This is a genomic window from Serratia sp. FGI94, from assembly GCF_000330865.1.
In the GTDB taxonomy this organism is placed as follows: Bacteria; Pseudomonadota; Gammaproteobacteria; order Enterobacterales; family Enterobacteriaceae; genus Serratia_B; species Serratia_B rubidaea.
On record NC_020064.1, the window covers coordinates 3540253 to 3560329 of the forward strand.

Below are 20077 nucleotides of genomic sequence, written 5' to 3' on the forward strand. Positions count from 1 at the left end.
ATGAACGGAAAGCTGAAAGTGCAGGAAATTGCCCGCCAAACCGGTCTGTCGATCAGTACGGTTTCCCGGGTATTGGCGGGCAAGGCCAATACCAGCAGCAGCGCGCGGCAGAAGGTGCTGGAGTGCGCCGAGCGCAACGGCATTCTGCAGGCGATTTCCAGCGGACGGCTGATGCTCAACAGCGTGATGGTGTTTGCGCCGCAGCGCGCGTTTGACGTGCGCACCGATATTTTTTACTACCGGGTGATTCAGGGGATTATCGCCGCGCTGGCGCAGCACGAGGTCCGGATCCGCTACTGCGCGCTGGAAGAGACGCACAGCGACGGGGCGCTGTTCCTCAGCAAGATGAATGAGGCGCAAACCCAGGCGGCGCTGATTATCGGCATCGACGATGAGCATATCCACGCGCTGGCCGCCGACCTGCATAAGCCCTGCGTATTAATCAACTGCAGCGACCGCAGCATGCGGCTCGACAGCATCTCTCCCGACCACCAGCGCATCGGCGAATTTTCCGCCGGCTATCTGCTGCAGCAGGGCCACCAGCGCATCCTGCACCTGCAGTGTCTGCGCCGCCACACCATGGAGCTGCGGCTGGCCGGTATTCGCCAGGCGTATCTGCAGCAGCATATGCCGTTCGATGAAAGCCGGCAGTTGGTCACCACCTCCGGCTTTGGCAGCGCGGAGGCCGAGCAGGCGCTCACAACGTTTATCGGCCAGCTCGGCGACCGCGACGCGCTGCCGACGGCGGTGCTGGCCGGCGGCGACTATATGGCGGTCGGCGCGGTGAACGCCCTGCAGCGGCTCGGCTTCAGCGTACCCAACGATATGTCCGTGATGAGCATGGATGGTTTTAATCTGGCGGAAATCCACGATGTGCCGCTGACGTCGCTGCACGTGCCGCGCGACGAGCTGGGCTTTGAAGCCATCCAGCTGCTGCAGCGGCGCATGCTGCGGCCGGACGCCCCGGTCTGTAACCAGCTGCTGCAGGGACGGCTGGCGATCCGCGAATCGGTCAAGCGCCTCAACGCGCAGCAGGCGACGCCGGCGGTGAGCACTTACCATCACAAGCTCTACGACGCGTGAACTACACTTAATGGCGTGCATCTGATGCGTTAACAGGCGCGACAGCCTAAGGAGAGCCATAATGTCTGACCTGCTTGCTCGTTCCGTTATTCCGCCTTACATCCTGCGACGGATCGTTGAACACGGCAGCGTACCGCAGCGCGACTGCGCCCAGCATACGCTGAACCACGTACAGAGCCTGCTCGGCAATATGCCGCTGCGCGCCGCCGGCAGCCAGAGCGCCACCGCCGGCAGCGTGATGCGCGATATCTATGACGCGCAAAACGGCACCCAGCTGCCGGGCAAGGCGGTGCGCAAAGAGGGGCAACCCAGCAATCATGACGTGGCGGTGGACGAAGCCTACGACTACCTCGGCGTCACCTACGACTTCTTCTGGCAGGCCTTTAAGCGCAACTCGCTGGACAACCAGGGGTTGGTGCTGACCGGCAGCGTGCATTACGGCCGCGAATACCAGAACGCCTTCTGGAACGGCCAGCAGATGGTATTCGGCGATGGTGACGGTGAAATCTTTAACCGCTTCACCATCGCCATTGACGTCGTCGGCCACGAACTGGCGCATGGCGTCACCGAAAGCGAAGCCGGGCTGGTCTATTTTCAGCAGGCCGGCGCGCTGAATGAGTCGCTGTCCGACGTCTTCGGCTCCATGGTCAAACAGTTCCATCTGAAGCAGACCGCCGACCAGGCCGACTGGCTGATCGGTGAAGGCCTGCTGGCCAAGGGCATCAACGGCAAGGGGCTGCGCTCGATGTCCGCCCCCGGCACCGCCTATGACGATCCGCTGCTGGGCAAGGACCCGCAGCCCGCCAGCATGCAGGACTATATCGACACCAAAGAGGATAACGGCGGCGTACACCTCAACTCCGGCATTCCCAACCGCGCGTTTTATCTGGCGGCCAGCGCCCTGGGCGGCTACGCCTGGGAACAGGCCGGCGTGGTGTGGTACGACACGCTGTGCGACAAAGCGTTGCCGCAGGATGCCGACTTCGCCACCTTCGCCAGGCTGACCGTGAAACACGCCGGCCAACGCTTTAGCCAACAGGTGGCGGATAAAGTACAGGCAGCCTGGCGGCAAGTGGGGGTGGAGTAATGCGTCCGCTGCCGGCGCTCAGCCAGGGAACGGTGATTGAGCTGGCCCGGGAAGGCGGCTTTGCCTTTATCCCCAAGCTGGCCGGGCTGCGGCGCATCGTTATCGCCGATATCTCGCCGGATGAATGCGCGCGTCTCGAGCAGTTGCTCAATCAGTCGCTGCCCTACGCCCGCGAGGAAGGACAGCCCGACTCTCCCGGCTGCGGCGACCAACGCTACTTTCGCGTGCAGATCGATTACGCCGATCGGGTCGGCAGCAGCCAGATCGTGCTGCTGATCCCGGAAAGCGAGGCGCCGCAGGCGCTGGTCGATCTGTGGGAGACCGGCCAGGTGGATAAATAGCCGCGCGGCGCCAGCGTCTCAGTCCAACGGCAGATAGCGAAAGCGCACGCGCTTTTTGCTAATCAGCCCGTGGCCGTGCTGGCACAGGTAATCCACCGCACCGCAGGCCTTCAGCTCCTGCAGCGGCTGCCCGCACTCCGGGCAGTCCGCCAGTTGCCGGTAGTCGCGCCGGCAACCCTGGCAATGAAAGTGACCGTTCACCCATGTCATCGGCTGATCGCAATCGGGACACAGTGCGTCCATCCGTTTTCTCCTGTCAGATTGCGCCCCAGGAACGTAAGAAGTAAATCCCCAGCGCGGTAGTGAAGAAAGAGCCGACGGTGGTGATGGCGATAATATTGGCCGCCAGCGTCGCATTGCCGCCCATCGCCCGCGTCATCACGTAACTGCCGGAGGCGGTCGGCGTGGCGGAAAACAGGAAAATAATCCCCAGCGCCGCGCCCTCAAAGCCGCACAGCCAGCCGCCCAGCGTCATCAGCATCGGCACCACAAACAGCTTGGCCGCTGAGGAGAGCGCCGCCACGTTGGAGGAGCGGAACATCGCCCGCAGATCGAGACTGGCGCCGGTGCACAGCAGCGCCAGCGGCAGCGACAGGCCGGAGATATAGCCGCCGGTCTGCACAAGCACCTGCGGGATGCCCAGCCCGGTCTGCGCATACGCCAGCCCGCACACCAGGCCGATAATCAGCGGATTGGTGACGATGCCGCGCAGCAGGGACAGATGGCTGACTTTCTTATCCGGCCCGCCCTGCAGGCTGCGCGTCAGGGTGAACACCGACAGCACGTTGAACAAAATCACGGTGACCGTCAGGTACAGCGAACCCAGCGCCACGCCCTCTTCGCCGTAGGCGGTCATCGCGTAGGCCAGGCCGACGATGGCGGTATTAGCGCGGAAGCCGCCCTGCACAAAGACGCCGCGCTCACGCGGCTCTTTCACCAGCCACTTCGCGGCGATCTCCAACATCAGGAAGGTGGCGACGGTGCCCAGCGCGCCGTACATCACCAGCGGCAGGTTAGCCAGAATGTGCGGATGGTTGGTGGCAATGCTGAAAAACAGCAGGCACGGCAGCGCCAGGTTGAACACCAGTTTGCTGGTGCCGTCGATAAAACGGTCGTCCATCAGTCGCCGCTGGCGCAGGAACACGCCCAGCAGCATCATCAGTAAATTCGGTACGGTAACGCTGAATGCGAAATTCCAGGTTTCCCAGGACATGGTGTTCCTTCAGACTTAATGCGGCAACAATAATGCTCAGATAATAAAACGATTTTGGCTAAATAAAAAAGGGCGCAGTCAACGCCGCGCCCTGTTCTCTCCGCCATACCTCTTGGTTTAGGTATATCCGGTTTATTTTTTGCCTTTCTTCAGATGGCTCATCAAGCGTTTGCGCTTGCGCATCTGGGTCGGCGTCAGCGTGTTGCGTTTGCCGGCAAACGGGTTCTCCCCCTCTTTGAACTGGATGCGGATCGGCGTCCCCATCACGTTCAGCGAGCGGCGGAAGTAGTTCATCAGGTAACGCTTATAGGAGTCCGACAGATCGGTCACCTGGTTGCCGTGGATCACCACGATCGGCGGGTTGTAACCGCCGGCGTGGGCGTACTTCAGCTTCACGCGACGGCCGCGCACCAGCGGCGGCTGGTGGTCGTCCGCCGCCATATTCATGATTTTGGTTAGCAGCGAGGTATTAACGCGGCGCGTGGCGCACTCGTACGCTTCCTGCACCGACTCAAACAGGTTGCCGACGCCGCTGCCGTGCAGCGCAGAAATAAAGTGCACGCGGGCAAAGTCAACGAAGCCCAGACGCAGGTCGAGCATCTCTTTGACGTGCTCGCGATCCTCTTCGCTCATGCCGTCCCACTTGTTGACTGCAATCACCAGCGAGCGACCGCTGTTGAGGATAAAGCCGAGCAGCGACAGATCCTGATCGGAGATGCCTTCGCGCGCATCGATCACCAGCAGCACCACGTTGGCGTCTTCGATCGCCTGCAGCGTTTTGATCACCGAGAACTTCTCAACGGTTTCCGTCACCTTGCCGCGCTTACGCACGCCGGCGGTATCGATCAGCACATATTCCCGCTCATCGCGCACCATCGGAATGTAGATGCTGTCGCGGGTGGTGCCCGGCATGTCGTACACCACCACGCGCTCTTCACCGAGGATACGGTTGGTCAGCGTGGATTTGCCGACGTTCGGCCGGCCGACAATCGCCAGCTTGATCGGCAGATCCTGCGGGTTAAAGTCTTCTTCCTCGTCAGCCGGAATGCCCTCTTCTTCCAGCTCGCCGTTCTGCTCCGCCCAGTAGGCGGCGTTGGCCTCTTCTTCGCTGAGCTCGACTTCCTGCTCTTTTTCCGGCACAAACGGCACCAGCACGTGTTCAATCAGCTGCGTGACGCCACGGCCGTGTGAGGCGGCGATAGGGTATACCTCGCCCAGACCCAGCGCATAGAAATCGGCGCTGGCCATATCCGGGTCGATGCCGTCGGTTTTGTTGGCCACCAGGAAGGTCGCCTTCTGACGGCTGCGCAGATGCTGGGCAATGCCCTGATCGGCCGGCATCAGCCCGGCGCGCGCATCCACCATAAACAGCACGATATCCGCTTCTTCAATCGCCAGCAGCGACTGGCCGGCCATATGGGTTTCGACGCCATCTTCGGTACCGTCAATGCCGCCGGTATCGATGATGATAAATTCGTTGCCCTCTACTTCGGCACGACCATACTTGCGGTCACGCGTGAGCCCGGGGAAATCCGCCACCAGCGCATCGCGCGTACGTGTCAAACGGTTAAACAAGGTGGATTTACCCACATTCGGGCGCCCGACCAGCGCGACGACAGGTATCATTGTTGAAGCCTCTATTACTTAAATTATCAATGCGTTACCACGCTACGGATGGACACCGGCAGCGCAGCTTATAAAAATACGAAACGGCCCCTGAACGTTTCAGGAGCCGTTGTGCCCGCACGGCGTCAGGCGATGACGCCCTGGCCTGCGGGTCTCAGAGCCGGAGCTACCGGGCTCAGCGGGTAAATGCGTAAACCTCGCCGCCCTTGGCCTGCACCACCAGCTTCTCGCCCGCCACCATCGGCGCAGACAGGAAGCCGGAGCTGTCCACTTTCTGCTGAGCGACGAAACGGCCGTCGGTAGTGTTGATCCAGTGCAGATAGCCTTCGGAATCGCCCACCACCAGATAACCATTATACATCGCCGGCGGCGTCAGGTTACGGTGCAGCAGCTCGCTCTGCGTCCAGACGGTCACGCCGCCTTCGGTGCTCAGGGCGATCACGCGGTCGTTTTGGTCAACCATATAGATACGGCCGGCATCAACGATAAAGTCGCTCACTGAGCCCAGCTCGCGCTTCCACATAATCTGGCCGGAGCGCAGATCCAGCGCCGCCAGGTTGCCATTATACCCCAATGCGTAGACAACGCCGTCAACGATCACCGGCGTGGTGTCGACGTCGTTAAGACGATCGATTTCCGTCGCGCCGCTCGGCTGGGAAATACGCTGCTGCCAGATCAGCTGGCCCTGCTGCATCAGTACGGCGTTGACGCGGCCGTTATCGCCGCCAACAATCGCCGCGCCGTAGGCGGTGGACGGTGCGGATTCGCCGCGCAGAGACAGCGCCGGCATATCCAGGTTAACGGTCCACTTCACCGCGCCGTCGGCTTCGTTAAACGCCTGCAGCTGGCCGTTGCTGGTGTGCACCAGCACCATGCCGTCGCTCACCACCGGACGGGACAACACTTCACCGGCGGCCTTGGCCTGCCAGGCCAGCGTGCCGTCAGAGGTGTTCAGCGCGTAAACCACCGCCTTCTCACTGCCCACATAGGCGTTGGAGCCGGCAACCGTCACGCCGCCGGACAGCAGGGCTGAACGGTTGCTTGAGAAGAAGCCGGTTTTCTCGGACAGGTCAACCTTCCACTTTTCTTTACCGCTGTCGGCGTCCAGCGCCTTCACAATGCCATGACGGTCAGCAGCATACACGGTGCCGTCCTGATAGGCTGGACGCAGGTGCGAATAGTATTCGCCAATGCCGTCGCCAACCGAAGTGCTCCAGGTTTTGCTCGGAGTAAACTGATTTTCAACTTTTGGCAGCGGAGACATGGTGACCACGTCTTCTTCGCTGTTGAACAGCGAACAACCGCTCAGCAGGGCGGCGGAAACCAGCCCGACCAAGAGTGTTTTACGCAATTGCATTGGGAATTCCCCTTAGCTGGACAAGTTATTCAATTTCATGCGCAGCAGCGCCTGCTGAGCCTGAGAAGGATTGGATTCAAGACCTTTGCTGTAGGCTTCACGCGCGCCTTTGGCGTCGCCTTTCGCCAGCAGTACGTCGCCGCGGATATCCGCCAGCATCGCCGCCCAGCCTTCGCCCTTGACGCCATCCAGCGTTTTCAGCGCTTCATCCAGCTTTTTTTCCTGCAGTTGGACGCGCGCCAAACGCAGGTTAACCACTGACAACAGGTTGTCTTCTTTCGCTTTCCCCTGCGCCAATACCAGTTGCTGTTCCGCTTTCGCAAAATCTTTTTGTTCAACGAAATGCTTCGCCAGCTCCAGCGCCGCCATCACGCCGTAGCTGTTGCCGTTCGCCTGAATAAACTGCTCCGCAGCGGCGACGTCGCCCGATTTGCCGGCAGCCAGCGCTTCGCTGGTCTGCTGATAAGACTGGGAGGCAGCCAGCATATTGGAGTCCTGATGACTCTGCCAGAGACGCCAGCCAACCAGGGCACCAATGCCAAGCACCACGCCAACCGCCAGCGCCTTGCCGTTTTCGGCAAAGAAGCGGCGGAGAGCGTCAACCTGTTCGTTTTCGGTGGTATAGACTTCCACGGTGTCCTTCTCCTTAACCTAACATCAAAGCCAGCTTCGCCGCGAGTTCGCTTTGCGCCAGCGTTTCTTGTTCACCACTACGCAGGTCTTTCACCACCACCTGCTGCTGCGCCACTTCGTCTTCACCCAGGATCAGCGCCACGCGAGCGCCCCATTTATCCGCGCGGGTGATTTGCTTCTTGAAGTTGCCGCCGCCGTAGTTAGTCATTAATTTCAGCTGCGGTGCGGCGTCGCGCACCTGCTCCGCCAGACGCATCGCCGCGCTCTGCGCGCCCGCGCCGGAGGAGATAACATAGATATCCACCGTCGGATCGGGCTGGAATTCCGGGTTCACCGCCTGCACCAGCAGCACCAGACGCTCCAGCCCCATGGCGAAGCCGACCGCCGGCGTGGCGCGGCCGCCCAGTTGCTCGACCAGGCCGTCGTAACGGCCGCCGGCGCACACGGTGCCCTGCGCGCCCAGGCTGGTGGTGACCCACTCAAACACCGTGCGGTTGTAGTAATCCAGGCCGCGCACCAGACGCTCATTAACGCTATATGGGATACCGGCGGCGGTTAAAAGTTCACACAGGCCGTCGAAATGGGTCTTCGACTCGTCATCCAAGTACTCGGACAGGCGCGGCGCGTCGTTCAGCAGCGCCTGCACGTCCGGATTCTTCGAGTCCAGCACCCGCAGCGGGTTGCTGTACATACGGCGCTTGCAGTCTTCATCCAGCACCTCGACGTGCTGCTCCAGGAACGCCACCAGCGCATCGCGGTAGTTGGCGCGCGCCTCGAGCGAACCGATGGAGTTCAGCTCCAGCTTAACGTGCTCGGCGATGCCCAGCGCTTTCCACCAGCGTGCGGTCAGCAGGATCAGTTCGGCGTCGATATCCGGCCCCTGCAGGCCGAACACCTCGGCGCCCAGCTGATGGAACTGACGATAGCGGCCTTTCTGCGGACGTTCGTAACGGAACATCGGGCCGATATACCACAGACGCTGTTCCTGATTGTACAGCAGACCATGTTGGATGCCGGCGCGTACGCAACCCGCCGTCCCTTCAGGGCGCAGCGTCAGGCTTTCGCCGTTGCGGTCGTCGAAGGTATACATCTCCTTTTCCACGACGTCGGTCACTTCACCGATGGCGCGTTTAAACAACGGGGTCTGCTCTACAATCGGCAACCGGATTTCGCTGTAACCGTAGCTGCCCAGCACCTGCTTCAGGGTGCTCTCAATACGCTGCCATAATGCCGTTTCTGCCGGCAGGTAATCGTTCATGCCGCGAATGGCTTGAATGTTCTTTGCCACGTGAGTTCTCTGTTCGTTTTATATAAAAATGAACCCGATTATAGGGACTTTCGCCTGCGCGATTCAATGCGCAAGCGCCCCCGGGTTCATCTGGGGGGCAGACATCAGGCCTGCCCGGCAATAGTGCTTACTTTTCCAGCATGTTGACCGTGATGCGCTTGCTTTCATCCATCATCGCCGCTTTGGCACGGATTTTGGCTTCCAGCTGGTCAATCATCTGCTCATTGTCAAAGCGCTCTTTCTGGCGTACGCCGTCTTCGTAGAAACCGCTTTTCTTGTGGCCGCCGGTCACGCCCATGGTCGAAACCAGCGCCTCGCCCGGGCCGTTCACCACGCAGCCGATGATCGAGACGTCCATCGGCGTGATGATATCTTCCAGGCGCTGCTCCAGCGCGTTGACCGTACCGATAACGTCAAACTCCTGACGCGAGCAGGTCGGGCAGGCGATAAAGTTGATGCCGCGTGAACGGATGCGCAGCGATTTCAGAATATCGAAGCCGACCTTCACCTCTTCCACCGGATCCGCCGCCAGCGAGATGCGCAGCGTATCGCCGATGCCTTCCGACAGCAGCAGCCCCAGGCCGATAGCCGATTTCACCGACCCGCTGCGCGCGCCGCCGGCCTCGGTAATGCCCAGATGCAGCGGCTGATCGATACGCGCGGCCAGCAGACGGTACGACTGCACCGCCAGGAAAACGTCGGAGGCTTTCACGCTGACCTTGAACTGGTCGAAGTTGAGACGGTCGAGAATATCGACGTGGCGCATCGCGGATTCCAGCAGCGCTTCCGGCGTGGGTTCGCCGTACTTTTCCTGCAGATCTTTTTCCAGCGAACCGCCGTTGACGCCGATACGAATCGGGATGTTTTTATCGCGCGCGCAGTCAACCACCGAGCGAATGCGCGATTCGTTGCCGATATTGCCGGGGTTGATGCGCAGGCAGTCAACGCCGTATTCGGCCACCTGCAGGGCGATGCGGTAATCGAAGTGAATGTCCGCCACCAGCGGCACGTTGACCTGCTGCTTGATCTGCTTGAACGCCTCGGCGGCGTCCATGGTCGGTACGGAAACGCGGACGATATCAACGCCGACGCGTTCCAACGACTTGATCTGGTTAACCGTGGCTGCGACATCGGTAGTACGGGTATTGGTCATCGACTGCACCGCAATCGGCGCGCCGTCGCCAATGGGCACCTTGCCGACGTAAATGCGTGTTGATTTGCGACGGTTAATGGGTGCTTGGTTATGCATCACTTACTCTTCTCCATTGCTGCTCATCACTCAAGACGCCAGCCGCGCAATCACTGCGCGGCAACGGTCAGACGGGCAACACGGTTTGACTTCACAAACCGGCTTAAATCTACCGGTTTACCTTGATATTGAATCTGTACTGCCGCCGGCGCGCCGATGGTCAGTTTATAAGGCGCTGTACCGGTCAGGTTCAGCTTGCCGCCGCTTTTCTGCATGCCGCTGAACAACGTTTTACCGCTGGCGTCGGTCACCTGCAACCAGCAATCGGCGGAAAAATCCATCACCAGCGCATTCGGATCGACCGCCGGTGCGGCAACCGCGGCATCGCCGGTCGGCAGGGACGCGCCGTTGTCGGCCCGCGCGGCATCAGGGATGCTGGCCTGGCTTGGCGCCACTACCGTAGGCTGCTGCTGTGCGGCAGCATCGCCGCCCGCCGCCGGTGCGGAGGCCGCAGGCGCAGCTGCCGTGCTATCGGCCGGCGCTGGCGCCGAACCGGCATCCGCCGCCGGCGTCTGCGTATCGGCATTATTGTCCGTCAGCGGCACCGACTGGCCTTCGCTCTGCTGCGACAGCTGCGCCGACGACTGGTTGGCCATGTTGGCGATCTCATCCTGCTGCGCCTTGTGGTTTTGCCACCACCAGGCGCCGGTCAGACCGACCACCACAAACAGGATCAGCCAGGTAAAGCTCATCAGCCAGCCGTCGCGCTTTTTGCGCCGCTTGCCCAATGAAAAACTTTGCATCGGCGCCACCTTGGCCATTTTTACCGGCGCCTGTTTGGCCATCGCCGGCAACAGCTCATCTTCCGGCACATGCACCAGCTTGGCGTAAGAGCGGATGTAACCGCGCACGAAGGTCGAAGCCAGATCGTCCGACAGGTTGTCCGCTTCGATATCGCGTACGGTCGACATTTTGAGACACAGGCGTTCTGCAACGGCCTGCTGACTCAGCCCGAGCTGCTCTCGGGCCTGACGCAGACGCTCGCCTGTCGTCATGGATACGGTTTTGTCTTGGGAGGCTTCAGTATTCATCGGCTAAGAACTGCTGGTACTGTTTGGATTGTGGAAAACTTCGCGCCAACTGCCTGCCATAACGCTGAACGCTGTCCTGGCGGCCGGCTAACGCGGCGAAACGAATCTGTAACCATAAACTGTCGGCACTGGCCGGCAGAACGTGCTGATAAACATCCAATAGAAACTGCGACTGCGCACGTTTCCCCGCACCAAATTGCTTTTCAGCCTCGACCAACAGCGGCGAACCTTTATCCGGTTCAGCCTTTAAGGCCTTGATCAGCAGCGGCCGCGCCCGATCGTACTGACCCGCCTGGAAAAAACAGTAACCCGCGTTCTCCAGACTGTCGGCGAACCGGCCGTAATCGGCGGCTGATGCCGCTGCGCTAAACTGCTGTTGCGCCTCTACATACTGCCCTAAACTGCAAAGAAACGCACCGTAATTATTCAAGACGCTACCATTGCCCGGCGCCAGTTTCAGCGCCTGCTGATAGCGTTGCCGCGCGGCGTCGGACGCGCCGACGCGCTGCTGGTACAGCGCCATTCCCAGTTGGGTCCGGTAATCCTGCGGCGCGGCGTCCGCCGCCTTCGCCAGATTTTTGCGCGCCGCCTCCAGGTTGCCCTGCTGCAGATACGCCAAACCCAGCTGCAAACGCGTCTGCGCCGCCGCCGGGTTGTCCGGCGCGGAGCCGGCGCAGCCGGCCAACAGGCCTGCCGTCAACAACCATCCCCAGGGTTTCAGCTTCATGCCGTTTAAACTCCTTGTACGATGTTACCCGATCGCCTGAGGGATTGCTGTTTACATAACAGGCTGTTAGATAACTAAAATCTTCCTATAGATTTCAGACCGTCTGCACCTTGATAGGTTCCCCGGCCATTTTCTTTTTCAGCGTGCGCTTGGTGCGGTCAATCACCTCGCCCGCCAGCTGGCCGCAGGCCGCGTCGATATCATCGCCGCGGGTTTTACGAACAATAGTCGTAAAGCCGTATTCCATCAACACTTTGGAAAAACGATCGACCCGGCTGTTGGAGCTGCGGCCATACGGCGCGCCCGGGAACGGGTTCCATGGGATCAGGTTAATCTTGCACGGCGTATCCTTCAGCACTTCCGCCAGCTGATGCGCGTCGTCGGTGCTGTCGTTGACGTGATCCAGCATCACGTACTCCACCGTCACCCGCCCCTGGTTGGCGTTGGACTTCGCCAGATAGCGGCGCACCCCGGCCAGGAAGGCTTCGATGTTGTATTTGCGGTTAATCGGCACGATCTCATCGCGCACCGCGTCGTTCGGCGCGTGCAGCGAGATCGCCAGCGCCACGTCGATCATGTCGCCCAGCTTGTCCAGCGCCGGCACCACGCCGGAGGTCGACAGCGTAACGCGGCGCTTCGACAGGCCGAAGCCGAAATCGTCAAGCATGATTTCCATCGCCGGCACCACGTTGGTCAGGTTGAGCAGCGGCTCGCCCATGCCCATCATCACCACGTTGGTGATCGGACGCTGGCCGGTAACCTTCTGCGCGCCGATGATTTTCGCCGCGCGCCACACCTGGCCGATAATTTCCGATACGCGCAGGTTGCGGTTAAAGCCCTGCTGCGCGGTGGAACAGAATTTACACTCCAGGGCGCAGCCTACCTGCGAGGAGACGCACAGCGTCGCGCGGTCGGCTTCCGGGATATAGACGGTTTCGACCTGCTGGTCGCCGACTTTGATCGCCCACTTGATGGTGCCATCGCTCGAGCGCTGCTCTTCGGCCACTTCCGGCGCGCGAATTTCGGCAATCTGCTGCAGTTTGCCGCGCAGCACCTTATTGATATCGGTCATCTGCTCGAAGTCATCGCAGCAGTAGTGATAGATCCACTTCATGACCTGGTCGGCGCGGAACGGTTTCTCCCCCAGCGAGGCGAAAAACTCACGCATCTGCTGACGGTTCAGGTCCAGCAGGTTAATTTTGGCGGCAGCCGGTTGCTCCGTTTTAACGGATTGATCTTGCATAGAATTATTTTCAGACACGGTGTGCTCGGACGCGATGGGTTCTAACATAATGATCTTTAGCCTCGTTATTACACGTTATGGCTGGCTCCCTCTCGGGAACAAGAATGGGCGAAGTGTGTTGTTATCCCTGCCGGCGCTTTCTGGGCGGCGGACTCTGGCGGGATAAAACACGCCCTGGACAAGTTGACTCATCCAGGGCGCGGCATTGTACAAATTTTAGTAGCGAGTTTCCACGACGGGAACGCATTCAGGGCATTTTTATTGTTTCAGCCGGTGAATATGATCTTTCGTCGGAAGAAACCAACGCTATCAACGCGGGCAGATTTCGCTGTCGTTGAAGAAGTAAGCGATTTCACGCGCAGCAGATTCCGGGGAGTCGGAACCGTGCACCGCGTTAGCGGTGAAGCTGTCAGCGAAGTCAGCACGCAGGGTGCCGGCCAGCGCGTTGTCCGGGTTGGTTGCGCCCATGATGTCGCGGTTGCGCTGGATAGCGTTTTCCGCTTCCAGAACCTGCACCATGATTGGGCCAGAGGTCATGAACTCAACCAGACCATCGAAGAATGGACGGCCTTTGTGCTCAGCGTAGAAGCCTTCAGCTTGCTCACGGCTCAGCTTCAGCATTTTAGCGGCGATGATTTTGAAACCCGCACGCTCGAAACGCGCATAGATAGCGCCGATGTCGTTGTTGGCTACGGAGTTTGGTTTAACGATGGAAAAGGTACGTTCTACGGTCATAATGGCCTCAGTCTGACTTCCTAATACGGCCGGACTCAGAAAAAATCCGCCGGCCTTGTTCAAGTGGCGCAAATTATATGTGCGCTATTAACGCTTGCCTACGGGAAAACCAACATTTCTTTAAAAAAATATTAGCGCCGGCGTCGATTTCGCCGCCAAAGCCCGCAGGCGCGTCACGCTGCGCCGTTATTGGCTGGTATCGGTGGAAGGAATGATATTGCGCAGCCAGCTGCCCCAGCGCCGCTGATAGAACGGCTGGGTATGGGCGATCAGATAGTGGCTGACGCCGCGCTCTTTTTCCGACACCAGGCAGAAGTCAACCGGTTCATCATCCGCCAGCGCCTCGCTGGCAACGCTACCCGCCTCCTGAATCAGCGCGTCGATCTCGGCCGCATCGCCGTCCACTTCCACCCCTACCAGCAGGTTGGGTTTCTCATCCAGCGCGCGATCGTGCATCAGCGCCAGAAACGCCCGGCGCACCGGCTTACGCTGGCTGAACAGCGTGGTCAGCGCATCCACCATCGCCGCCGGATACACCTCCGGCTGGCCGAGCAGGATTTGCGAATCCTTGTCGATATAGTGTTCAACCGGCTTGCTCACCCCGCCGTTTACCAGCAGCATCGCCACTTCTTCCGGGTAAAACTCTTTGCCGTACTCGGCCTTCGGGTTCAGGAACAGCTCGGCGCCCTGGGTGATTTCAAACAGCACCCGCGCCGGCATGGCGATAAACGGCTGTTCGTCCTCCACCGCCTGCTGCAGCAGACGCAGCGACGAGAAGAACGGCACCACGCTGCTGCCGTCCTGCTTTTCCCAGTGCTGAATGTTCACCGGCGTATCGGCATCCAGCGTAATATTGCCTTCTTGCTGCACCTGCTCGCCGTCGCCGAGAATATAAACGGTGGACTCCAGCAGCTCGCGGAAAAATGCCGGCCGGTGCGCCGCCTCGCTGACCGCCAGCTTCAGCAGGCGCTCCAGTTCATTGTCGTCAGCGGCGACGGTATCGTGATGGTGGGAACTCATGACCAACTCCAATTATTAAGGGGCCAACGCTCCGGCCCCTTACATCTATTAACGATATGTTCAGCGTTATTTCGCTTTGCTCAGCAGCAGGTTGGCGACGGCGCGCACGCCCAGCCCGGTCGCGCCGGCAGACCACTGATCCACCGCGCCTTTGCGGTAGGTGGCGGAGCAGTCGATGTGCAGCCAGCCCTGCTGATAGCGCGTGACAAAGTGCGACAGGAAGGCCGCCGCGGTGCTGGCGCCGGCGCTGTAGGCCGCGCCGGCGATGTTGTTCAGCTCGGCAAAGTTGGACGGCAGCTGGCTGCGGTGGAACTCCGCCAGCGGCAGACGCCAGAACGGCTCGTGCTCTTCCTGCGCGCTGCTGAGCAGATCCTGCGCCAGCGCGTCGTCGAAGCTGAACAGCGCGTGGTAGTCATTGCCCAGCGCGGTTTTCGCCGCGCCGGTCAGGGTGGCGCAGTCGATAATCAGTTCCGGCTGCTGTTCGGAGGCGTCGATCAGGCCGTCGGCCAGCACCAGGCGCCCTTCGGCGTCGGTATTCATCACCTCGACGGTTTTACCGTTGCGATAGCGGATGATATCCCCCAGCTTGAAGGCGTTGCCGCTGACCATATTGTCCGCGCAGCACAGGTAGAGCTTCACCCGCTTGTCGAGACCGCGCGCCGCCGCCAGCGCCAGCGCGCCGGTCGCCGTGGCCGCGCCGCCCATATCGGCCTTCATCGAATCCATAAAGGCGCTCTGCTTCAGGCTGTAGCCGCCGGTGTCAAAGGTGATGCCTTTGCCGACCAGGCAGGCGAATACCGGCGCGTCCGGATTGCCGCCCGGGTTGTAGTCCAGCGCCAACAGCACCGGCGGACGCGAAGAGCCGCGGCCGACGGTATGGATGCCGGCATAGTTCTGCTCGCGCAGATCTTCGCCTTTGATAATGCGGTAACTGACCGCATCGCAGCCGACGTCGCACATCAGGTCGACGGCGCGGGTCGCCAGCTGCTCCGGCCCCAGATCCTCCGCCGGCATGTTGATGGTGTCGCGCACCCAGTCGACGATCTTCAGGCGGCGGTCCAGCTCCTGGCGGTCGTCAGCGGACAGCTGCGGCCATTCAACGCTGCGCTGGCCCTTCGGCCCGCGGAACCCCTGCCAAAACGCCCAGCTTTGCTCCAGGCCCCAGCCTTCGCCGGCCAGCGTCACCTGACGGATGCCCTGGCCGTCGATTTTACGCGCCGCGCGCTGAATTGCGCCCAGTTTGCCGTTGCCGGTCAGGTGAATGGTGATGCCGTCATTGTTGGTGCTCAGCAGGGCTTTTTCGCCCCAGCGCGCATCGGCGGGCTGGTGGGACAGGGTAATCTGCATGGTTTCAGTCGTCATAGCCTACTCCGTATATGCTTTATGCCCGTCATAACTTCAGGTGACGGCGGTGTTGGCAGCGCCCGGTCACCCGAATTATTGAGGGTAGATTCGTTTTTATCGGTCGGATACAAAATAAACGGGCCGCCCATGGCAGCCCGTTACGCTATTAGTCGCTAGTCTGCTTCATCTAACCAGACCAGCAAAATCGCTTCCAGTATTTTCTCGTTGGAAGCCTGCGGATCGTCATCAAACTCTTCCAGCTCGCAAATCCACTGATGCATATCGGTAAAACGCACGGTTTTCGGATCGGTGTCCGGATAGGCATCGTACAGGGCTTCGCCGATCTCGCGGCTGTCGGTCCATTTCAGTCCCATTATGATCTCCCGTTCAGGCTGACGGCTAACAATTAGTGCTCGCGCGCGTGGTTAACGGTATAGCGCGGCATCTCCACCACCAGATCGTCGTCCGCGACGCGCGCCTGGCAGCTCAGACGGCTTTCCGGCTCCAGCCCCCAGGCTTTGTCCAGCATGTCGTCTTCCAGCTCGCTGCTCTCTTCCAGCGAGTCAAAGCCTTCACGCACGATGCAGTGACAGGTGGTGCAGGCGCAGGATTTTTCACAGGCGTGCTCGATATCAATCCCGTTGCGCAGCGCAACATCGAGGATGGTTTCCCCTTGTTCCGCGTCCAATACCGCCCCTTCCGGGCATAAGTCCTGATGGGGCAGGAAAACAACTTTAGGCATGGTTAAACCTCATCCACAGAATGGCCAGCCAGCGCCCGTCGAATGGAAGCATCCATACGGCGCGCGGCAAAATCTTGCGTAGTCGCATCTAATGTTTTTATTGCGGCTTCAATGGCCGCCGGCTTATCGCCCTGTACCGCCTGTTGCAAGGCGGCCACGGCGGCGTCGATGGCCTGGCGCTCTTGCGCCTCCAGCAGTGCCGCATCGCTCGCCAGCGCGCCCTGCAGGCTTTCCAGCACGCGGGCGGCTTCCACCCGCTGCTCCGCCAGCATGCGCGCACCGACGTCGCTCTGCGCGTGGGCCATCGAATCTTTGATCATTCCGGCGATTTCGTCATCCGACAAGCCGTAGGAAGGTTTCACCTGAATCGACGCCTCGACGCCGGTGGATTTCTCCATCGCGGTCACGCTCAGCAGGCCGTCCGCATCCACCTGGAAGGTGACGCGGATATGCGCCCCGCCCGCCGGTAGCGGCGGCAGGCCGCGCAGCGTAAAGCGAGCCAGCGAACGGCAGTCCTGCACCAGCTCGCGCTCGCCCTGCAGCACGTGGATCATCATCGCGCTCTGGCCGTCTTTAAAGGTGGTGAACTCCTGCGCGCGCGCCACCGGAATGGTGGTGTTGCGCGGGATGACTTTCTCCACCAGACCGCCCATGGTTTCCAGCCCCAGCGACAGCGGGATCACGTCCAGCAGCAGCATTTCGCTGTCCGGCTTGTTGCCCACCAGGATATCGGCCTGAACGGCCGCGCCGATGGCAACCACTTTGTCCGGGTCGATCGACGTCAGCGGCGTGCGGCCAAAGAAGGCGCCGACCTGCTCACGCACCAGCGGTACGCGGGTAGAGCCGCCCACCATCACCACGTCCTGCACCTCTTCCGCGCTGACGCCGGCGTCTTTCAGCGCGCGGCGGCAGGCCATCAGCGTGCGTTTGACCAGCGTGGCGATCAGGGCGTTGAACTGCTCGCGCGTCACGTCGCCCTGCCAGCCGGCGACGTTCACCGTCACGGACTCGGCGTCGCTCAGCGCGATTTTGGCCTGGATTGCGGCATCCAGCAGCTGACGCTGCAGGCCGTGATCGCTGCGGTCGGCCACGCCGGCCTGTTCGCGCAGCCAGTCGGCCAGCAGGTGGTCGAAGTCATCGCCGCCCAGCGCGGAGTCGCCGCCGGTGGCCAGCACTTCGAACACGCCGCGGCTGAGGCGCAAAATAGAAATATCAAAGGTGCCGCCGCCCAAATCGTACACGGCGATGGTGCCTTCCTGGCCGGAGTCCAGCCCGTAGGCGATGGCCGCGGCGGTCGGCTCGTTCAGCAGGCGCAGCACGTGCAGGCCCGCCAGACGCGCGGCGTCCTTGGTGCCCTGACGCTGCGCGTCATCAAAATAAGCGGGAACGGTGATCACCACGCCGTCCAGTTCGCCGTCCAGCGCCTGCTGCGCCCGGGCGGACAGCGCCTTGAGGATATCGGCGGACACGCTAACCGGGTTAAGCAGCCCGGCAGCGGTGGCGATCATCGGCAGGCCGTTTTCGCTGGCCTGGAACTGATAAGGCAGGTTCGGATAGCGTTGCTGTACGTCGGCCAGGGAGCGGCCCATCATGCGTTTGACCGAGCTGATGGTGTTGGCCGGATCCTGCACCGCCTGCGCGCGCGCGGCGACGCCGACCTGCGTAGTCTGCTCGCCGTAGTGCACCACCGACGGCAGCAGGTGACGCCCTTCGGCGTCGGGCAGCGTTTCAGCCTGCCCGCTGCGCACCGTGGCGACCAGCGAGTTGGTGGTGCCCAGATCGATGCCGGCCGCCAGACGACGCTGGTGTGGCGCGGCGCTTAAGCCGGGCTCACTGATTTGTAATAAGGCCATGTCGAGCTTCCAGAATTAAAAAAATCACTCAAAACCCAGCAGTTTTTCTTCGAGTTGTTCAACCTGTTGCTGGAGTTTGTCCAAAAAGCGCAGTTTGCGCACGGTATCGGCGGCGTCGGTCCACTGTTCGTCGTCCAACTGCTGCACCATCTGGGCGCTGCGCTGCCTGACGGCGACGGCGAGGCGTTCACCAAAGGCCGTCAACGCGGCGTCATCCGCCTTACGCTCAATGGCGTCAAGCTCTTCGCGCAGCTCCAGCTGTTCCATCAGGAACGCCGTATCGCGCAGGGTATGCTGTTCATTACCCAGGTCAAAGCCGTGCAACGATAACATATACTCGGCGCGTTTTAACGGGTGCTTGAGGGTCTGGTAGGCTTCATTAATGGTCGCCGCCTGCTGCAGCGCCATCAGGCGCTCGCGCTCCGGCTGGCTGGCAAAGCGGTCGGGATGGAATTGGCGTTGCAGATCCTGAAAGCGGGATGCAAGCAGGCTGCCGTCCACGGGATAGCGAACTGGCAGCCCGAATAAAGTAAAGTAATCCATAGCGTGCTCTGGGCGTTATCGTGAGGGTTTCGGGTCCCCCGCGCCGTGCGGGGGGCATCTCATCCATCCGCAAGGCCTCTGCGGAAGAACACGACGGGCTATCAGACGTTGAAACTTTCGCCGCAGCCGCACTCGCTTGAGACATTCGGGTTGTTGAACTTGAAGCCTTCGTTCAGGCCTTCCTTAACGAAATCAAGTTCGGTGCCGTCAAGGTAGACCAGGCTCTTGCCGTCAATGATCACCTTAACGCCTTTGTCTTCGAAAATAACGTCGTCGTCATTCACATCGTCAACAAATTCCAGCACGTACGCCATCCCGGAACAGCCGGAGGTGCGAACCCCAAGGCGCAGGCCGAGACCTTTGCCGCGGTTATTCAGGAACGCCTGAACGCGTTGCGCAGCGCTGTCGCTCATAGTAATCGACATAACAACCTCACACTCAATATCCCCTGCATCTGGCAAACCGGCGTCGGGGAGCGGACCGGCCCCGGGACGCCAGACAGCGTCCCAATAAACGCGGGCGCAGCATGCAGCATGCTACGCCCCTACCTGAAATTACTTGGCGTCGTGCTTGCTTTTATAATCAGCAATCGCCGCTTTGATCGCGTCTTCCGCCAGGATAGAACAGTGGATTTTTACCGGTGGCAGTTCCAGTTCTTCCGCAATTTCGGTGTTTTTGATGGCTTCCGCCTGATCCAGCGACTTGCCCTTCATCCATTCGGTCACCAGCGAGCTGGAGGCGATGGCGGAACCGCAGCCGTAGGTTTTGAAACGCGCATCTTCGATGATGCCGGCGTCGTTCACCTTGATCTGCAGCTTCATCACGTCGCCGCAGGCCGGCGCGCCGACCATGCCGCTGCCGACGCTCGGATCTTCATTGTCGAAAGAACCTACGTTACGCGGGTTTTCGTAGTGATCGATTACTTTTTCGCTGTAAGCCATGACCTTGCTCCTGAATCCTGA

Annotated in this window: 22 protein-coding genes; 3 read left to right on the forward strand and 19 right to left on the reverse strand. The window is 60.7% G+C overall.

Features of this window, described 5'->3' with window-relative positions; translation table 11 throughout:
- The 3 genes from D781_RS16135 (at position 1) to D781_RS16145 (ending at position 2511) form a co-directional block, all read left to right on the forward strand.
- Positions 1-1083, forward strand: coding sequence for a LacI family DNA-binding transcriptional regulator (locus D781_RS16135; protein WP_015673403.1), 1083 nt, complete (start codon positions 1-3; stop codon positions 1081-1083).
- Between the two features lie 61 nt (positions 1084-1144).
- Entirely contained in the window at positions 1145-2170 is a 1026-nt protein-coding gene (locus tag D781_RS16140; RefSeq protein WP_015673404.1) for a M4 family metallopeptidase, read from the forward strand.
- Positions 2170-2511 carry a protealysin inhibitor emfourin gene (locus tag D781_RS16145; protein ID WP_015673405.1) on the forward strand — a complete coding sequence of 114 codons (342 nt, stop codon included), beginning with the start codon at positions 2170-2172 and terminating at the stop codon, positions 2509-2511. Before D781_RS16140 ends, D781_RS16145 begins: the two co-directional genes overlap by 1 nt.
- A gap of 18 nt (positions 2512-2529) precedes the next feature.
- Here D781_RS16145 and D781_RS16150 read toward each other — a convergent pair whose 3' ends face one another.
- The 19 genes from D781_RS16150 to iscU all read right to left on the reverse strand — a co-directional run bounded on the left by D781_RS16150 (position 2530) and on the right by iscU (position 20056).
- Complete coding sequence (locus D781_RS16150) at positions 2530-2754, reverse strand: zinc ribbon domain-containing protein (protein WP_015673406.1); 225 nt, start codon at positions 2752-2754, stop codon at positions 2530-2532.
- A 13-nt stretch (positions 2755-2767) separates the two neighbouring features.
- On the reverse strand, positions 2768-3724 hold the full coding sequence (locus D781_RS16155; RefSeq protein WP_015673407.1) for an AEC family transporter: 957 nt from the start codon (positions 3722-3724) through the stop codon (positions 2768-2770).
- 132 nt (positions 3725-3856) lie between these two features.
- Positions 3857-5350, reverse strand: coding sequence for a ribosome biogenesis GTPase Der (gene der / locus D781_RS16160; protein ID WP_015673408.1), 1494 nt, complete (start codon positions 5348-5350; stop codon positions 3857-3859).
- Positions 5351-5525: 175 nt separating this feature from the next.
- A complete protein-coding gene (bamB, locus tag D781_RS16165; RefSeq protein ID WP_015673409.1) occupies positions 5526-6707 on the reverse strand; it encodes an outer membrane protein assembly factor BamB in 1182 nt (393 codons plus the stop codon).
- Positions 6708-6719: 12 nt separating this feature from the next.
- Positions 6720-7340, reverse strand: a complete 621-nt coding sequence (locus tag D781_RS16170; RefSeq protein ID WP_015673410.1) for a YfgM family protein — start codon at positions 7338-7340, stop codon at positions 6720-6722.
- Positions 7341-7353: 13 nt separating this feature from the next.
- Positions 7354-8628, reverse strand: coding sequence for a histidine--tRNA ligase (hisS, locus tag D781_RS16175; RefSeq protein WP_015673411.1), 1275 nt, complete (start codon positions 8626-8628; stop codon positions 7354-7356).
- A gap of 127 nt (positions 8629-8755) precedes the next feature.
- Positions 8756-9877, reverse strand: coding sequence for a flavodoxin-dependent (E)-4-hydroxy-3-methylbut-2-enyl-diphosphate synthase (gene ispG, locus D781_RS16180; RefSeq protein WP_015673412.1), 1122 nt, complete (start codon positions 9875-9877; stop codon positions 8756-8758).
- Positions 9878-9927: 50 nt separating this feature from the next.
- Complete coding sequence (gene rodZ, locus D781_RS16185; protein WP_015673413.1) at positions 9928-10908, reverse strand: cytoskeleton protein RodZ; 981 nt, start codon at positions 10906-10908, stop codon at positions 9928-9930.
- A complete protein-coding gene (gene pilW / locus D781_RS16190) occupies positions 10898-11635 on the reverse strand; it encodes a type IV pilus biogenesis/stability protein PilW (protein WP_015673414.1) in 738 nt (245 codons plus the stop codon). The genes rodZ and pilW overlap by 11 nt, the downstream gene beginning before the upstream one ends.
- Before the next feature lie 94 nt (positions 11636-11729).
- A complete protein-coding gene (locus D781_RS16195; protein ID WP_015673415.1) occupies positions 11730-12926 on the reverse strand; it encodes a bifunctional tRNA (adenosine(37)-C2)-methyltransferase TrmG/ribosomal RNA large subunit methyltransferase RlmN in 1197 nt (398 codons plus the stop codon).
- 261 nt (positions 12927-13187) lie between these two features.
- A complete protein-coding gene (gene ndk / locus D781_RS16200) occupies positions 13188-13613 on the reverse strand; it encodes a nucleoside-diphosphate kinase (protein ID WP_015673416.1) in 426 nt (141 codons plus the stop codon).
- Between the two features lie 186 nt (positions 13614-13799).
- Positions 13800-14633, reverse strand: coding sequence for an enhanced serine sensitivity protein SseB (gene sseB, locus D781_RS16205; protein WP_015673417.1), 834 nt, complete (start codon positions 14631-14633; stop codon positions 13800-13802).
- Between the two features lie 66 nt (positions 14634-14699).
- Positions 14700-15995: an aminopeptidase PepB gene (gene pepB / locus D781_RS16210; protein ID WP_015673418.1), complete on the reverse strand. Its 1296-nt coding sequence runs from the start codon at positions 15993-15995 to the stop codon at positions 14700-14702.
- 155 nt (positions 15996-16150) lie between these two features.
- On the reverse strand, positions 16151-16351 hold the full coding sequence (gene iscX, locus D781_RS16215) for a Fe-S cluster assembly protein IscX (RefSeq protein ID WP_015673419.1): 201 nt from the start codon (positions 16349-16351) through the stop codon (positions 16151-16153).
- 32 nt (positions 16352-16383) lie between these two features.
- Positions 16384-16719 (reverse strand): ISC system 2Fe-2S type ferredoxin, encoded by a 336-nt coding sequence (gene fdx / locus D781_RS16220; protein WP_015673420.1) that lies wholly within the window; start codon positions 16717-16719, stop codon positions 16384-16386.
- Between the two features lie 2 nt (positions 16720-16721).
- The gene (hscA, locus tag D781_RS16225; RefSeq protein ID WP_015673421.1) at positions 16722-18572 is read right to left on the reverse strand and encodes a Fe-S protein assembly chaperone HscA; all 1851 of its coding nucleotides are present in this window, start codon (positions 18570-18572) and stop codon (positions 16722-16724) included.
- A 24-nt stretch (positions 18573-18596) separates the two neighbouring features.
- Complete coding sequence (gene hscB, locus D781_RS16230) at positions 18597-19115, reverse strand: co-chaperone HscB (RefSeq protein ID WP_015673422.1); 519 nt, start codon at positions 19113-19115, stop codon at positions 18597-18599.
- 101 nt (positions 19116-19216) lie between these two features.
- Positions 19217-19540 carry an iron-sulfur cluster assembly protein IscA gene (gene iscA, locus D781_RS16235; protein WP_015673423.1) on the reverse strand — a complete coding sequence of 108 codons (324 nt, stop codon included), beginning with the start codon at positions 19538-19540 and terminating at the stop codon, positions 19217-19219.
- A gap of 129 nt (positions 19541-19669) precedes the next feature.
- Complete coding sequence (gene iscU, locus D781_RS16240; protein WP_015673424.1) at positions 19670-20056, reverse strand: Fe-S cluster assembly scaffold IscU; 387 nt, start codon at positions 20054-20056, stop codon at positions 19670-19672.
- Positions 20057-20077 lie beyond the last annotated feature (21 nt).

Coding starts and splice junctions, on each gene's coding strand:
- iscA (WP_015673423.1), bottom strand. CDS start 19,540: ATGTCGATTACTATGAGCGACAGCGCTGCGCAACGCGTTCAGGCGTTC.
- pepB (WP_015673418.1), bottom strand. CDS start 15,995: ATGACGACTGAAACCATGCAGATTACCCTGTCCCACCAGCCCGCCGAT.
- bamB (WP_015673409.1), bottom strand. CDS start 6,707: ATGCAATTGCGTAAAACACTCTTGGTCGGGCTGGTTTCCGCCGCCCTG.
- D781_RS16135 (WP_015673403.1), top strand. CDS start 1: ATGAACGGAAAGCTGAAAGTGCAGGAAATTGCCCGCCAAACCGGTCTG.
- sseB (WP_015673417.1), bottom strand. CDS start 14,633: ATGAGTTCCCACCATCACGATACCGTCGCCGCTGACGACAATGAACTG.
- fdx (WP_015673420.1), bottom strand. CDS start 16,719: ATGCCTAAAGTTGTTTTCCTGCCCCATCAGGACTTATGCCCGGAAGGG.
- D781_RS16140 (WP_015673404.1), top strand. CDS start 1,145: ATGTCTGACCTGCTTGCTCGTTCCGTTATTCCGCCTTACATCCTGCGA.
- pilW (WP_015673414.1), bottom strand. CDS start 11,635: ATGAAGCTGAAACCCTGGGGATGGTTGTTGACGGCAGGCCTGTTGGCC.
- rodZ (WP_015673413.1), bottom strand. CDS start 10,908: ATGAATACTGAAGCCTCCCAAGACAAAACCGTATCCATGACGACAGGC.
- hscA (WP_015673421.1), bottom strand. CDS start 18,572: ATGGCCTTATTACAAATCAGTGAGCCCGGCTTAAGCGCCGCGCCACAC.
- der (WP_015673408.1), bottom strand. CDS start 5,350: ATGATACCTGTCGTCGCGCTGGTCGGGCGCCCGAATGTGGGTAAATCC.
- iscU (WP_015673424.1), bottom strand. CDS start 20,056: ATGGCTTACAGCGAAAAAGTAATCGATCACTACGAAAACCCGCGTAAC.
- D781_RS16195 (WP_015673415.1), bottom strand. CDS start 12,926: ATGTTAGAACCCATCGCGTCCGAGCACACCGTGTCTGAAAATAATTCT.
- D781_RS16155 (WP_015673407.1), bottom strand. CDS start 3,724: ATGTCCTGGGAAACCTGGAATTTCGCATTCAGCGTTACCGTACCGAAT.
- ndk (WP_015673416.1), bottom strand. CDS start 13,613: ATGACCGTAGAACGTACCTTTTCCATCGTTAAACCAAACTCCGTAGCC.
- iscX (WP_015673419.1), bottom strand. CDS start 16,351: ATGGGACTGAAATGGACCGACAGCCGCGAGATCGGCGAAGCCCTGTAC.
- D781_RS16145 (WP_015673405.1), top strand. CDS start 2,170: ATGCGTCCGCTGCCGGCGCTCAGCCAGGGAACGGTGATTGAGCTGGCC.
- ispG (WP_015673412.1), bottom strand. CDS start 9,877: ATGCATAACCAAGCACCCATTAACCGTCGCAAATCAACACGCATTTAC.
- hscB (WP_015673422.1), bottom strand. CDS start 19,115: ATGGATTACTTTACTTTATTCGGGCTGCCAGTTCGCTATCCCGTGGAC.
- D781_RS16150 (WP_015673406.1), bottom strand. CDS start 2,754: ATGGACGCACTGTGTCCCGATTGCGATCAGCCGATGACATGGGTGAAC.